At 44.7% G+C, this 13,830-nt stretch carries 13 protein-coding genes; 5 read left to right on the top strand and 8 right to left on the bottom strand.

Going from position 1 to position 13,830, the window contains the following annotated elements:
* Positions 1–40 precede the first annotated feature (40 nt).
* The 8 genes from X939_RS0107150 to X939_RS0107115 form a co-directional block, all read right to left on the bottom strand.
* Entirely contained in the window at positions 41–1,435 is a 1,395-nt protein-coding gene (locus X939_RS0107150; RefSeq protein ID WP_025762578.1) for an NAD(P)(+) transhydrogenase (Re/Si-specific) subunit beta, read from the bottom strand.
* Positions 1,436–1,473: 38 nt separating this feature from the next.
* On the bottom strand, positions 1,474–1,755 hold the full coding sequence (locus tag X939_RS0107145; protein ID WP_044198955.1) for an NAD(P) transhydrogenase subunit alpha part 2: 282 nt from the start codon (positions 1,753–1,755) through the stop codon (positions 1,474–1,476).
* A 53-nt stretch (positions 1,756–1,808) separates the two neighbouring features.
* Entirely contained in the window at positions 1,809–2,951 is a 1,143-nt protein-coding gene (locus tag X939_RS0107140; RefSeq protein ID WP_229236023.1) for a Re/Si-specific NAD(P)(+) transhydrogenase subunit alpha, read from the bottom strand.
* 223 nt (positions 2,952–3,174) lie between these two features.
* The gene (locus X939_RS0107135) at positions 3,175–4,707 is read right to left on the bottom strand and encodes a Do family serine endopeptidase (RefSeq protein WP_025762575.1); all 1,533 of its coding nucleotides are present in this window, start codon (positions 4,705–4,707) and stop codon (positions 3,175–3,177) included.
* A 250-nt stretch (positions 4,708–4,957) separates the two neighbouring features.
* Entirely contained in the window at positions 4,958–5,389 is a 432-nt protein-coding gene (locus tag X939_RS0107130; RefSeq protein WP_025762574.1) for an Hsp20/alpha crystallin family protein, read from the bottom strand.
* Positions 5,390–5,766: 377 nt separating this feature from the next.
* Positions 5,767–6,513: a ribonuclease III gene (gene rnc / locus X939_RS0107125; RefSeq protein WP_025762573.1), complete on the bottom strand. Its 747-nt coding sequence runs from the start codon at positions 6,511–6,513 to the stop codon at positions 5,767–5,769.
* 13 nt (positions 6,514–6,526) lie between these two features.
* Positions 6,527–7,780: a beta-ketoacyl-ACP synthase II gene (gene fabF, locus X939_RS0107120; RefSeq protein ID WP_025762572.1), complete on the bottom strand. Its 1,254-nt coding sequence runs from the start codon at positions 7,778–7,780 to the stop codon at positions 6,527–6,529.
* A 43-nt stretch (positions 7,781–7,823) separates the two neighbouring features.
* Positions 7,824–8,060: an acyl carrier protein gene (locus X939_RS0107115; protein WP_025762571.1), complete on the bottom strand. Its 237-nt coding sequence runs from the start codon at positions 8,058–8,060 to the stop codon at positions 7,824–7,826.
* 229 nt (positions 8,061–8,289) lie between these two features.
* Between X939_RS0107115 and kdsA the strand changes: the two genes are divergently transcribed.
* From kdsA to X939_RS0107085, 5 genes are all read left to right on the top strand, one after another.
* Positions 8,290–9,102 (top strand): 3-deoxy-8-phosphooctulonate synthase, encoded by an 813-nt coding sequence (kdsA, locus tag X939_RS0107105; RefSeq protein ID WP_025762570.1) that lies wholly within the window; start codon positions 8,290–8,292, stop codon positions 9,100–9,102.
* On the top strand, positions 9,099–9,800 hold the full coding sequence (locus X939_RS0107100; RefSeq protein WP_025762569.1) for a phosphatase PAP2 family protein: 702 nt from the start codon (positions 9,099–9,101) through the stop codon (positions 9,798–9,800). Before kdsA ends, X939_RS0107100 begins: the two co-directional genes overlap by 4 nt.
* A gap of 74 nt (positions 9,801–9,874) precedes the next feature.
* The gene (locus X939_RS0107095; RefSeq protein WP_084299356.1) at positions 9,875–10,336 is read left to right on the top strand and encodes a GyrI-like domain-containing protein; all 462 of its coding nucleotides are present in this window, start codon (positions 9,875–9,877) and stop codon (positions 10,334–10,336) included.
* Positions 10,337–10,347: 11 nt separating this feature from the next.
* Positions 10,348–10,884 carry a DNA-3-methyladenine glycosylase I gene (locus X939_RS0107090; RefSeq protein WP_025762567.1) on the top strand — a complete coding sequence of 179 codons (537 nt, stop codon included), beginning with the start codon at positions 10,348–10,350 and terminating at the stop codon, positions 10,882–10,884.
* 215 nt (positions 10,885–11,099) lie between these two features.
* Complete coding sequence (locus X939_RS0107085; RefSeq protein WP_025762566.1) at positions 11,100–13,283, top strand: ArnT family glycosyltransferase; 2,184 nt, start codon at positions 11,100–11,102, stop codon at positions 13,281–13,283.
* The last annotated feature ends 547 nt before the right edge of the window (positions 13,284–13,830 follow it).

The following is a 13,830-nucleotide window of genomic DNA, read 5'->3' as shown; positions in this document are numbered from 1 at the left end:
GGTTTCTGCCGGTCCGAACCTGGTTATCTGTGTGCTGATACTAAAGCTCCTTAAGCTCTCCTACCATTTTCGTAAGTGTAGATTTGGCATCTCCAAAAAGCATCAGACAGTTAGGATATCCAAATAATTCATTTTCGATACCGGCATATCCAGCAGCCATAGAACGCTTGCTGACAATCACCGTACGCGCCTTGTCGACGTTTAATATAGGCATTTCGTAAATCGGACTCGCCGGATTAGTGCGTGCTGCAGGGTTAACTACATCGTTGGCACCCACAACCAGCACCACGTCGGTATTGCTAAAATCATCGTTGATATGATCCATTTCCACCAATTTGTCATAGGGAACATTGGACTCCGCCAGAAGAACGTTCATATGGCCCGGCATACGTCCCGCTACGGGATGAATAGCAAATCGTACATCTACGCCTTTGCCTTCTAGAAGATCCATCATTTCCCGCACCACGTGTTGCGCCTGTGCTACTGCCATGCCATAACCAGGCACAATAATTACCGAAGAGGCAGAATCGAAAATCATTGCGGCTTCCTCAACTCCTACTTCCTTAATCACCATATCGCTAGCCGAAGGACCACTTCCACCCGACCCCGATTTGGCGCCAAAACCACCGAGCAAAACGCTCACTAAGGAGCGATTCATCGCTTTACACATAATTTGCGTCAGTATAATACCCGAGGCTCCTACCAGAGCACCCGTAACAATCAGTACGCTATTATTGAGTACGAAACCGGTCGTACAGGCCGCCATCCCCGAATAGGAATTCAGCAGGGAGATAACCACCGGCATATCTGCCCCTCCGATTGGGATTACGACGAGTATACCCAGCACCAGCGACACCACGCCCATCACCACCATGGCCACGATGGAGCCCGTCTCGATCGCTACTAATACTCCGCAGACTACGGCTATCGCAAAAAGCAATAAGTTCAGAGCATGTTGCCCATTAAAGACAATGGCATTTCCGCTTATTTTGCCACTTAATTTACCGTAAGCCGTAAGAGACCCGCTGAAGGTAACCCCACCAATAAGAACAGAAAGCAAGATGCTAACAATGGTAATGGTATCGGTGCTCATGGATGGCTGCTCTACAGCGCGCGTCCAATAGTCCGAAAAAGCAACGAAGAGAGAGGCAATACCACCAAATCCGTTAAAAATAGCCACCATTTCTGGCATTTGAGTCATTTCAACCCGGCGCGCCCAGACTAACCCGATGGCCCCTCCCAGGAGCATGCAAGCTAGGATTTCGACTGGGGTAATCAGGCCCGATTTGACGAGCGTGGCCACTACTGCGAGCAGCATGGCAAAGGCAGAAATCATATTCCCTTGCCGGGCTTCCTGCGTACGATTTAATTTTTTAATACCTACAATGAAAAGTATTGTGGCGATGAGATAGGTAACTTGTATGATAATATCCATGGATGTTAAAAGCAGTTTGAAGGATAGCTAAAGAAGAATTACTTTTTCTTTTTAAACATTTGTAACATGCGGTCGGTGACGGCATAGCCTCCTACGACGTTGATCGTAGCAAAAACAAGGGCGACCATACCCATGTATTTACTGTATTCTCCTTCTTGAATACAGAGTATTGCACCAACAATAGTGATACCGGAAATTGCATTGGAACCCGACATTAGGGGCGTATGCAGCGTTGGAGGAACTTTGGCAATTAGTTCAAAACCGCAATAACTGGCCAACACCAGGATATAAAGTAAAAATATAAAATTCTCGATTGACATGATGGTATGCTTAAATGGTGGAATGATGATATCATCGGGGACTGCCCTGGACTTCAAACTTTGGCCTTAGCTAATATCTCCTTGGTAAAGTCATGAACCAGTGCCCCCTGGTGGGTGATAAGGCTTCCCCTGGTAACCTCTTCGTCCATCTCCCATTTAAAGCCTTCAGAGGTAGCCAAATGAAGCAGAAGGGTAGAGATATTTTTAGCATAAAGCTCACTGGCATTCACGGGTAATAAGGAGGGCATGTTGGGCGCTCCTATTATGGTAACCCCATGAGCTACTACCGTTTCACCGAAAACACTAAGTGCGCAGTTTCCTCCCGACTCTACGGCCATGTCGACGATGACGGAGCCAGGTTTCATCAGTTTCACCATTTCCTCGGTGATTAAGACGGGTGCTTTTTTACCGATAACCAATGCAGTCGTAATAGCAATATCGGCCTCTTTAATACGCTGTTTGATTAATGCCTGTTGCTTTTGAAGATAGTCGGCCGAAACTTCTTTGGCATAACCACCTTCAACCTGCACGCCTTCGGCTCCTTCAACGGTCAGGAAGCGTCCACCCAGAGACTCTACCTGTTCCTTGGTCTCGGCACGTACATCGGTTGCCTCCACAACGGCTCCAAGCCGCTTGGCCGTGGCGATGGCCTGTAGACCCGCTACCCCTGCCCCAAACACCAGTACCCGGGAAGGGGTAATGGTTCCGGCCGCAGTCATCATCAGCGGGAATATTTTACCCAAAGCATTGGCTCCTAACAAAACAGCCTTATAACCTGCCAGGTTGGCCTGAGAGCTAAGTGCATCCATTTTCTGAGCTCGGGAAATACGCGGAACGGCATCCATTGAAAATGCAGAAATTCGGCGGGCATTTAGCTGTTCCAGCACCTCGGGAATGGTATAGGCGTATAGATAGGCGATCAGCACCGATCCTTCCTTCATATAAGCAACCTCTTCTAATGTAGGTGCATTCACCTTTAAGACAATTTCGGCCTCAGCGAGAGCGGCCTGAGCCGTCGAAACAATTTCAGCACCAGCCTCCACGTAGGAAGCATCCGAAAAATAGGACTGCTCGCCTGCTCCAGTTTCCAGGGTGCAGGTAAAGCCTGATTTGACCAGCGATTTCACCAAGGAAGGTGTAAGAGCCACCCTTCTCTCAAAGGCTTTGGTCTCTTTTAAAACGGAAATTTTCAACACGATAAAATATCAAATAGTGAACTGTACTATTGTAGAGGACGATAAATCAAGTATTTACTCTTAACCCCATGACTAATATTTTAAGGTATACCCCTGCTTCTGGAGACTGTTTAGGTTGTTAACAGGGAGCCGTTTTCGATAACAGTGCGACTGCTTCAACTTTTAGCCCATAAAAAAAGCCCGAAGCAAGTGCTCCGGGCTAGGATGATTTATCATCTGAATATTACAATCGGAAACCGAAGGAGAAGACATCATATGGAGAGTCCAGGTAAAGTCCTTCGAACTGTACCATAGAATCTTCCTTGCCAGCTAATGCACTCTTCAGTTCCTTTACGCTGTTTACTGCACGTCCATTCACCTTGGTGATAACAAAACCAGGTTCTACTCCAGTACGAGCTAGCTTCCCTCCGGTTACGGAGGCAATTTTTACACCTCCATTATGCTTATAGCGGCTGAGTCTTTCCCGTTCTGCCTTGCTCAGGTCAGAAAATTCACCCCCTAAAACGGTCATAACCTCGGCTACTTCATCCTTTTTAAGGATTTCAGACCCACCGGTACGATTCCTTAGTGTTACGGTAATTTCCTTCTCCTTGCCGTCACGATTCACGGTCAGATTCACCTTATCCCCAGGTTTGTGCAAACCGATGGACTGTTGCAGTTGAGGGATTGAATGGATCTCACGTCCATCTACTTTCACTATGACATCCCCTTTATTGACTCCACCAGCCTTCGCAGCGCTATTTTCGGTAAACTCACGTACATATACTCCATCCGACACCTTTACCCCATATTCTTCAGCCTTCTGGCTATCCAGATCTCCGAGGGATATTCCCAGATAACCTCTTTGAACGGTTCCATATTTAATGAGGTCTGTAGAAACTTTTTTTACAATACTAGAGGGTACCGCAAACGCGTAGCCTGCAAAACTTCCGGTAGGACTGGCTATGGCCGTGTTTATGCCCACCAGCTCCCCTTTTAAGTTTACCAATGCTCCCCCACTATTTCCAGGGTTCACAACTGCATCGGTTTGAATAAAGGATTCCAGTGGTGAGTCATCATTCTGTAGAGAGGCCGGGGTAGCATTCTGATACCTACGACCCGACCCAATAATACCAAGCCCGCGACCCTTAGCACTTACAATACCCGCTGTTACCGTAGATTCCAGGTTAAAAGGATTACCCACGGCTACTACCCATTCTCCTACCTTGATGGCATCTGAGTTCCCTAAAGTTATGGCGGGAAGATCCTTAGCCTCAACCTTAATAACAGCAATGTCCGTAGAAGGATCAGTACCGATTACTTTAGCCCGGAACTTAGCTTTATTATGCAGCGTTACCTCCACTTCCTGAGCACCTTCAATCACGTGATTATTAGTAACAATATATCCATCTCCACTAATAATCACTCCTGATCCTGTACCTACTGATGGCTGCGGACTGCGACCCCCGCCTCCAAATTCCTCACCAAAAAAATCACGGAGAAAATCTGGAAACTGTTGCTGACCTCTGGAGGACTGCTGCCGGGATATAGTCGATTTGATATGCACAACTGTAGGCGTGGTGGCTTCAGCAGCATATACAAAGTCACCAGGGGACCCAGCAGGGGCACCTGCCGACGTAAACTGAGCCAGGGAGCTCCCTTGGGCTTCTTTTAATATTACGTCAGTTTCATTATCATTTAATAGTTTGAATCCGGCTAAGGTTGTGGCACTCGAAAGAAACCCAACCAATACCAGAGCCTTCCAATTTGTTTTCATATTTTTCGTTGGGGTTTAAATTTTCTAAAACTATAACGTCAAACTCTGCGCATTATATTCCTTACTTAGTGGCGTTTAACATAATTTAACATGATAAACGTAGGCAAAAATCATTCCATATGCCTGTCATTAAGATACTTGACCTTCTTGTCCTCCAGACTTTGGCGTTAAAGAGGCCCAAAGCCTAAAATAGGGTGCTATTTTATAAAATAACACCCTATTTAAAAAATTAATTGCGCAAAGTTTTCCCTTACTGAATTTCAATTTCCCGGGCGGGCTTCTCTTTAGCCTCCTCCTTCTTGGGTAAGTTCACCCGCAGAATTCCCGCTTCATAGGTAGCTGAAATCTTATCCCCGTCGATGCTCTGGGGCAGATTGAACGAACGCTCAAAGGATTTTAAAGTATATTCCCGTCGGGTATACTTCATCTCTCCATCCTGGTTTTCTTCTTCTTTTTGCAGGGAAATGGTCAATACCTGACGCTCTAAATTTAACTTGAAATCTGATTTCTGAAAGCCCGGAGCCGCAAGCTCAATCAGAAAACTTTCCTTACTTTCCAAAACATTGACAGCCGGATGCTGAGGGGCGATTCCCGCATTACCAAACTCTTTAAAAAGTTCTTTTCCTAATACAGTGTTTAGATATCCAGGAGTCGAAAAATGCGATTTTACTAATGTGCTCATGATATGAAATGTTTTATGTTTAATTACCAATTGAATCCTTTTGTCAGGATATATGGCATTATTCAACTTCCATACCATTAACAAGAAACCATAATTTATATGCCATTATGTCATATAAATATGCAATACTAGCACAATTAATGACATATTGTCGTTAAATGATAAACTCTCCTCATCTGAATGCGCCAAGAAGAGCAGAGATGATGCGGGAGTTCGACTGCCGATTATGGGCAGTGAACAGCCTAAGATGGATTGTAGAAATGGATCCCTGCATAAAAACGGATCCCTGCATAAAATGATGTAGGATTCAAAAGGCCCAAAACTCCGCACATCTCCATGGAGTAACCGGGAAGCTGGCTTTGTTCGATTACGGAGAGCTATCTGAGCTCGAGCAATCCACAGGCTTTTTCAGAGGCCGACTGTTCCGCCTTCTTCTTGGTAAAGCCATTGCCTTGGGCGAAGGGCTCGTCATTGACAAGGATTTGGGAGATAAATTCGCGGTGATGGCGTGTACCACGTTCTTCTAATATCTCGAAGCGAATATCTTTCCCTTCCCGTTGCGCCCACTCGATGATGAGGCTTTTGAAGTTAATATTATTCTGGATGATACTCTCCAGATCGTAGTGGGTAAGGAGTTTACCAATAATAAAACTGCGGGTAAAGCGAAAACCCTTGTCAAGATAGATAGCTCCCAGGAAAGCCTCAAGCGCATCGCCATACATAGAAGACCGGGGCGACATGCCTCGATGGTTTCCATCATACTCAATCAGCTTATCTAAACCCAGTTTGCGGGAAATCTGGTTAAGCGATTCCCGGTTTACTATTCTACTGCGAATTTCGGTAAGGAATCCCTCATCCTTATATGGGTATTTGGTAAAGAGGAATTCGGCTACCACCATACCCAGCACGGCATCACCTAAGTACTCCAGACGCTCGTTAGACTCACGAAAGCCCTGGATAGCCGTTTCCCGAGATGCAGAAGTATGCAAAAAAGCAAGCTGATAGACACCCAGGTTAGAAGGGCGCGCGCCAATCACATGAGCAATCGACTCCTTGAATACCTTATCTTCAGCCCTGCCTGGGCTAAAAAGTGCTAGTATCGGTTGAAGAATTCGTTTGGTCAAGATATTAAAGTAATCAGCTTTCTAATTTTTTGAAAATAACGGAAGCATTATGTCCACCAAATCCAAAGGTATTGCTCAAAGCGTAGTTAACCTGTCTTTTTTGAGCCTTATTAAAGGTAAGGTTCAAATCAGGATTTATGGTAGGATCAGCCGTAAAGTGGTTGATAGTAGGAGGAACAATCTGGTCCTGAATAGCCATAATACAGGCTGCAGCCTCAATTGCCCCGGCTCCACCCAATAAATGTCCGGTCATGGACTTGGTAGAACTGATATTAATTTTTGGAGCATGATCTCCAAAAAATTGCTCAATAGCCTTCAGTTCCTGAGGGTCACCAAGCGGTGTAGAGGTACCGTGGGTATTAATATAGTCGATTTGCTCAGGCTTAATACCAGCACTCTCGACCACATTTTTAATGACATTATAAGCTCCCAGCCCATCGGGATGTGGGGCTGTGATATGATAGGCATCGGAAGACATGCCAGCACCCACCATTTCAGCATAAATTTTTGCACCGCGTGCCTTTGCATGCTCATATTCTTCGAGAATAATGGCGGCACCACCTTCTCCCAGTACGAAACCATCCCGATCCTTATCGTAAGGTCTTGAGGCCGTTTGAGGAGAATCGTTACGCTCCGAAAGGGCTTTCAGGGCATTGAACCCACCCACTCCGGCGCAGGTAACTGCGGCCTCGGAACCACCCGAAATACAAACATCCATCATGCCTAACCGAATATAGTTAAAGGCATCTATAAGGGCATTGGTAGCCGAAGCACAAGCCGAAACAGTAATGAAGGTAGGCCCTCTAAAGCCGTGACGAATAGACAACACCCCAGAGGCGCTGTCTGCAATCATCTTCGGAATAAAGAAGGGATTAAACCGGGGGGTCATGTTGTTGGCAGCGAAGTTCAAAACCTCATCCTCAAAGGTTTTTAACCCTCCGATTCCTGAGCCCCAGATAACACCGGCTTTGTCGAGGTTTAGCGAACCTTCGCCAAAGCCGGCGTCTTTCATGGCCTCATCAGAGACAATAACTGCATACTGCGTGAAAGGATCCATTTTACGGGCTTCCTGACGCGGAATGTAATCGTGAATGTCCAGACCTTTAACTTCACAGGCAAACTTAGTACGGAACTTTTCGGCATCGAACCTAGTGATAGGTGCGGCACCGCTAACGCCGGCTACTAAATTTTTCCAGTAGGTAGAAACATCATTGCCAATGGGTGTTAATGCACCCATTCCTGTAATTACAACTCGCTTAAAACTCATAAAAAGGGACTGAAGAGAAACATGTTATTGGTTTGGACGGGAATTACTTCACGTTTTCTTCCAAATATGCTACAGCCTGACCAACTGTACCAATGTTTTCGGCTTGATCGTCAGGGATAGATAGATTAAATTCCTTCTCAAATTCCATGATCAATTCAACGGTATCTAGAGAGTCTGCTCCCAAGTCATTTTGGAAGTTAGCTTCTTGCGTTACTTCCGACTCTTCAACGCCAAGTTTCTCGACGATAATTTGCTTAACTCTTTCTGCAATTGCTGACATTTTGTAAACACATTTTGGTTAAAATCGCAACAAAGAAAGATATTTAAGATCACTTTGTCAAAAATTTTTTGGTTCCATTATTTTTATTGCCCGATGATAGCAAAAAATAAAAAAAAGCTAAACCATTCGTTAGGGCCATTATGTACCAAGAAATCGTCTAAAAGTGCTCGTAACAAGCGGGATTAGCGTACATTCGCAAAACTTTTTAATTTACTGAAACAAGACACAAATGTTGGATATTCCCAAATTAAAAAATCAGGATTCGCCTCAATTCATCCTTATGGCAGGCCCTTGCGCTATAGAAGGCCGGGATATGGCCCTGCGCATTGCCGAGCAAATTGCAACCCTGACCAACCGACTCAAAATACCTTATATTTTCAAAGGTTCCTACCGAAAAGCCAATAGAACCAAGGTAGATTCCTTCACAGGGATAGGGGACGAAAAAGCCCTAAAAATCCTAAAAGAGGTGGGCGATACTTTCGGCATACCCACCGTTACCGACATTCATGAGTCGCCCGAAGCAGCCATGGCTGCTGAATATGTGGACGTATTACAGATTCCTGCATTTTTGTGTCGACAAACAGAGCTACTAGCCGCGGCTGCCGCAACAGGAAAAGCCGTCAACGTCAAGAAAGGTCAATTCCTATCTGGGGCCTCCATGCGCTTTGCAGTAGACAAAATAAAAGAGACCAACCCTGCGGCTCCAGTCATGCTCACCGACCGTGGTAATAGCTTCGGATATGGCGACCTCATCGTAGACTTTCGCAACATTCCAGAAATGCGCTCATTTGAGGTGCCCGTGATTATGGATTGCACCCATTCCTTACAACAGCCAAACCAAGCCTCTGGGGTAACGGGAGGCAAGCCCAAACTAATCGAGACCATTGCTAAAGCGGCTATCGCTGTGGGTGCCGATGGTTTATTTATAGAAACCCACCCCAACCCCTCAGAAGCCAAGTCGGATGGGGCTAATATGCTTCCCCTGGATCAGCTGGAAGCTTTATTGGAAAAGTTGGTAAGGGTCCGGGAAGCTATACGATGAAGTCGCTCATGGACACAGCCCCTGGAGGCCATTCCACGTCCTTAGGTTTGCTATGGTCCCTGTTGCTGTGCCTGATGCTGCTTGGAGGAGGACATGCCCAGGCCCAGGCCGACTCCACCCTGTGGGTAGTAAAGCCCATGGATGCGATTCCCCCTGCTACGCTTGCCATGGCCAGCCTGGTGGTGCAGGGTAAGATAAGCCGCCAGCTCAACGATCGGGTCTATGACGCCCACCCCTCCTTCCATACCAAGGCCGACGACTATCTGGTGTGGGCGCCGGGAGTGGTCAGCTTGGGGTTGGCTGCGGCCGGTGTAAAAGGGAAGCACGATTTGGGCGACCAGGTCGTACTGGCTATATTATCCAATGTGATCGCACAGGCAGCCACCCAAAGTTTGAAGCGCCTGGTAGACAAGCAACGCCCTAATGGAAAAGACTATCAATCCTTCCCTTCCGGCCACAGTGCTACAGCCTTTACCAATGCACAGCTTTTACATGAGGAATATGGGCAAAGAAGCGTACTGTATAGCATTGGTGGATACGGAACAGCCTCTGCAGTTGGTGCCCTGCGGATTATGAACCATGAACACTGGCTCTCCGATGTGTTGATGGGTGCTGGTATAGGCATTGCGGCTACCAAGGTCGTATACATCAGCTACCCCTGGTTAAAAATGAAGGTCAAACAAATTAGAAAAAAATAAAAATCCACTACTGACATAGGGTTGTCAGCAGTGGATTTTTATTTTGTGGCCAGATCTAAATCAAATTATTAGCCATGAATATATCGTATAGCCCCCCAATGTCCGTTTTATGTTTTGTCACTAAAACCAATCTTAAAGGTCTGGGCGCCTACGTGAGAAACGTAGCGAAAGAACTTTACAAGGTCGCCGCAAATACTGGCTTAGAAGTAGTAGGTCCGGTTTACTGGATTTATAATGGGGTCGATGGGCATCCGGATACGGAATTTACCCTTACCATTGCCATTCCCATCACCCCACCCGAAGAGCCATGGCAGGCCGGCCCCTTTGAAATAAAAACCCTCCCCGCATTTCATTATAAAGCGCAACGCCTGCAGGGCTCCTGGGAACTGCTGGGCCCCACCTATGGCTCCATGTTGGAGCAAATCCAAATAAAGGGCCTTCAACCCAGCGGCATTAACAGAGAATTATATTTGCGAATGGATTTCCAAAATCCAGACAACCATATCACCGAAATCCAAATTGGACTGAATCCTTAAAATCCTCGAAGATGAGTTACTGTGAATACATAGCGAATAACCATTCCGATCATCCCGACTACATTCTAAACAAGGCCTATCATGACCATCAGTATGGGTTTCCCATCCAGGATGACAACGAACTTTTTGGCCGATTCCTATTGGAAATCAATCAGGCCGGCCTGAGCTGGACCCTGATGCTACGTAAACAGGATAATTTCCGGAAAGCTTACGATGGATTCGCTATTGACCGTATAGCACTTTACGAGGAAACCGACCGCCAACGCCTTATGCAGGATGCAGGCATAATACGCAACCGGTTAAAAATTAATGCGGCCATCGTAAATGCCCAGAAAATTGTCCTGCTCAAGGAAGAGTTTGGCTCTTTTAAAGGATGGTTGGATGCCCATCACCCCCTTGATAAACCCGAATGGATGAAGCTGTTTAAGAAAACCTTTAAGTTTACTGGCGGGGAAATCGTAAACGAATTCCTTATGAGTACGGGCTATCTTCCCGGGGCCCATCAACCCGACTGCCCGGTTTACCATCACATCCATAGTCTCTCATGATTTTTTTTCGGTTATTAGACAAAAATCTATTTAAAATAAAAATCATTCTATTTTGTATTAAATCAGTAATTACCGTTGAATAAGTTCGTACGTTATATCTAGGTAATATAGAGATTATATAGCCAATTAAGAATTATCTTTGTTCCATTAGTCACCACCGATAAATCTAATGGAGATTGGGTGGTACACCCCGTAACACAAGATCTTATATCAGCATGAGCATACTTTTGGTTCTTTTATCGACAATGCTTACAATGCTGCTTTTACAGTTATATCAGCGAGATGAAGGCACTCAAGGCCGAACCCTTTGGCGAAATTCCTTTCTAAAATCCCTGCTCATCCATGCCCTGCTGATATATTTAGTAAACGAATTACTTTCGTATTTCGGGTCTATTAATCGTAGTAATATCTTGGCGTTTTGGGTCGTATTGGCAGTAACAGAAGCCCTTCTTCTGATAAGATTTTCGATTCAGCAGGAAGATTGGAGAAAGTTCTTCAGCTATTTAATAGAAATGAATAGCATCTTTAAAAGCTGGAATAGTTCGGAGCGATTGATTCTATTTCTGGCTATCTGTGTGTACCTTATCCCTATCGCTATCCTAACCTATGTGGTTCCCCCCAATAACTATGACGGGCACAGCTATCATTTAAGCAGAATTGTGGAGTGGATCAGCAACGGTAACCTCGATCACTTTCCTACCCGCCATATTCAACAGCTCTACCATAATGTCTTTGCAGAATATCTGGTTTTGCATACCTTTTTACTTTCGGGCAGCGACCGCTTTGCAGGTTTCGTTCAATTTACCGCTTCATTAGGCACATTCTGCGCCATAAGCCTGATTGCTAAAAGTTTTGGGGCTCATAGATCTACACAAATACTTGCTGTTATTTTTATGCTCACACTCCCCGCGGGCATCATGGAAAGCAGCACCGTGCAAGTTGATTATGTGGCTTGTTTCTTCATTTGTTGCTTTATCTACTTCGGGTATCTGGCCGTCCGTCGCTTTTCTGCTAGTGCCATATTTTTTATGGCCATTTCTCTAACTTTAGGGGGCTTCTCCAAATACACCATACTCCTCCTCGCCCTACCCTTTTGTATCTATTTTGGCCTTCAATTTCTAAAAAAATATCAGATAAAAAGAGCGAGCCTGATTCTGATAACTATCCTCACGCTGTTTATTTTAGTTTTTTCTCCTTTTCTAGCCAGAAACTATCAGTTTTTCGGCCACCCCATGCATCCTATGGCCGACACGGGTCTGGAGATAGAAAAGCTTTCTACGGACCAGATCTCCCTTCAGGGTGCAGTTTCTAACGTCATGAAAAATGCAACCCTACAGATGGGGCTTCCTAATAATGATTTTAATCTCAGAGTAGCCTCTTTGGTTCAGAATGCCCATCAATTTTTAGGTTATACTGTAGACGATCCCCGATTTAGCAATGATACTTTTCAGGTCCGGTATGTAGTGCATGAAGACATGATTCCTAATACCCTGCATTTTGTAATCCTGCTGGGCAGCTTTATTTTTTTAACTTTTTCAAAGGGCTATGGCCGGTTAAAATGGTTTAGTATTCTGATTCTACTTGGGTTCATTTTGCTATGTACTTTTTTAAAATTCCAATTATGGAGCACCCGAACCCAAATGCCCATTTTCGCCTTAGGCTCGGTGGTAGTGGCGAGCATGTTCGGTAAATATGCCCCGAAGACGAAGTCGATGCTTGCCCTATTTTTACTCCTGGCGTCATGCTCTTTTGTCCTGGCCAATCCAAGCAAGCCCATACTTCCTCTTAAGTATTATTCCAAAAAGTTACTCCTACATATACCCATTGCCGTATGTCCCCAAAATGACAGTCAAAGACAGGCAGTGCAGGAAAAGCTAAGCACTTTTTACACCAGAAACCCCGCTTTCGAAGACTGTCTTCAGCTCCTTAAGCAACCCAATACTATCGATCGCCGTTATATTTTTAATGTTCTGGATTCCATAGGATATTTCGATCATATCAAAAAGGAGACTATTTTCAAATTGGACCGGACTGCACTTTATTTCCTTAACCATACGGCGAACGGAGAAAAGTACCGCCCCCTTATGAACCATATTCAAGGTACAGATCAGAAAATAGGGCTACTATTTGACGGCAATTATGGCTTTTACCATTATCTATCCAGTATCCAGGGAGACACCTTTCGTTTTGACCAAATGAAATATATAGGATACAGACCCCGCTATAAAGAGCTGGTCAATGCCAGCAAGCCCTTTCATTATGCGTATATCCTTGGCGACGACCGTAATATGCTAGGCCCTTACTACGAAAATAAACTGATCGATACCGTCTATTATTCCCAGGACTTTTATCTGGCGAAACTCAAAAGGACTTCAGAATTGAAGTTTTATTATCCCTGAGAAATTCAATTAGAGATTAACCACTATTTATTACAAATTTTATATCCTATTAATTACACTTTGGAATTGCAACAATAAACCGCACAACGGGTTAAATAATCAGATAGGAGCCAAAACAGTTCAATTGCCTGAAGATTATCTGAACATCAAATTTAACAATTGCCTTTTTGAAGGCAATACTAAGGTGCACTATGAATCACAAATTGGAAACGGGGTTAGATATATTAATGGTAGATTTACTTATCAGGAGAATAGATTTTACTCGATAAAGATCATCGGTGCTAAGAATCACACATTTGACAGTTGCGAATTTGGGAATGCAATTCTAACATCCTAATAATAAATTGACTCAGAACATACAGATGTAAAAATATTCATATTGAGAATTCGAGATGTTTGGATCTTAGATTCCGGCCCGATTTAAATGAATTTCTCGACTTACCGTATGCCGCAAATGTCAGGAGACAGTCCTGGCATTTTGAAAGTACAACTATGCACTGTAATCGAAGGCTTATTATATCGAACGATGGTGAGAAGATAAAATTAG

The organism is Dyadobacter tibetensis Y620-1, assembly GCF_000566685.1.
Classification (GTDB): Bacteria; Bacteroidota; Bacteroidia; order Cytophagales; family Spirosomataceae; genus Dyadobacter; species Dyadobacter tibetensis.
The sequence above is the reverse complement of the archived record's forward strand: the minus strand, read 5'-3'. Positions and strand labels throughout refer to the sequence as shown.

What these genes read in the sequence shown, in the direction of transcription:
- X939_RS0107150 (WP_025762578.1), bottom strand. Translation starts at nt 1,435, where the DNA reads ATGGATATTATCATACAAGTTACCTATCTCATCGCCACAATACTTTTC.
- X939_RS0107145 (WP_044198955.1), bottom strand. Translation starts at nt 1,755, where the DNA reads ATGTCAATCGAGAATTTTATATTTTTACTTTATATCCTGGTGTTGGCC.
- X939_RS0107135 (WP_025762575.1), bottom strand. Translation starts at nt 4,707, where the DNA reads ATGAAAACAAATTGGAAGGCTCTGGTATTGGTTGGGTTTCTTTCGAGT.
- X939_RS0107130 (WP_025762574.1), bottom strand. Translation starts at nt 5,389, where the DNA reads ATGAGCACATTAGTAAAATCGCATTTTTCGACTCCTGGATATCTAAAC.
- fabF (WP_025762572.1), bottom strand. Translation starts at nt 7,780, where the DNA reads ATGAGTTTTAAGCGAGTTGTAATTACAGGAATGGGTGCATTAACACCC.
- X939_RS0107115 (WP_025762571.1), bottom strand. Translation starts at nt 8,060, where the DNA reads ATGTCAGCAATTGCAGAAAGAGTTAAGCAAATTATCGTCGAGAAACTT.
- kdsA (WP_025762570.1), top strand. Translation starts at nt 8,290, where the DNA reads ATGTTGGATATTCCCAAATTAAAAAATCAGGATTCGCCTCAATTCATC.
- X939_RS0107100 (WP_025762569.1), top strand. Translation starts at nt 9,099, where the DNA reads ATGAAGTCGCTCATGGACACAGCCCCTGGAGGCCATTCCACGTCCTTA.
- X939_RS0107095 (WP_084299356.1), top strand. Translation starts at nt 9,875, where the DNA reads ATGAATATATCGTATAGCCCCCCAATGTCCGTTTTATGTTTTGTCACT.
- X939_RS0107090 (WP_025762567.1), top strand. Translation starts at nt 10,348, where the DNA reads ATGAGTTACTGTGAATACATAGCGAATAACCATTCCGATCATCCCGAC.
- X939_RS0107085 (WP_025762566.1), top strand. Translation starts at nt 11,100, where the DNA reads ATGAGCATACTTTTGGTTCTTTTATCGACAATGCTTACAATGCTGCTT.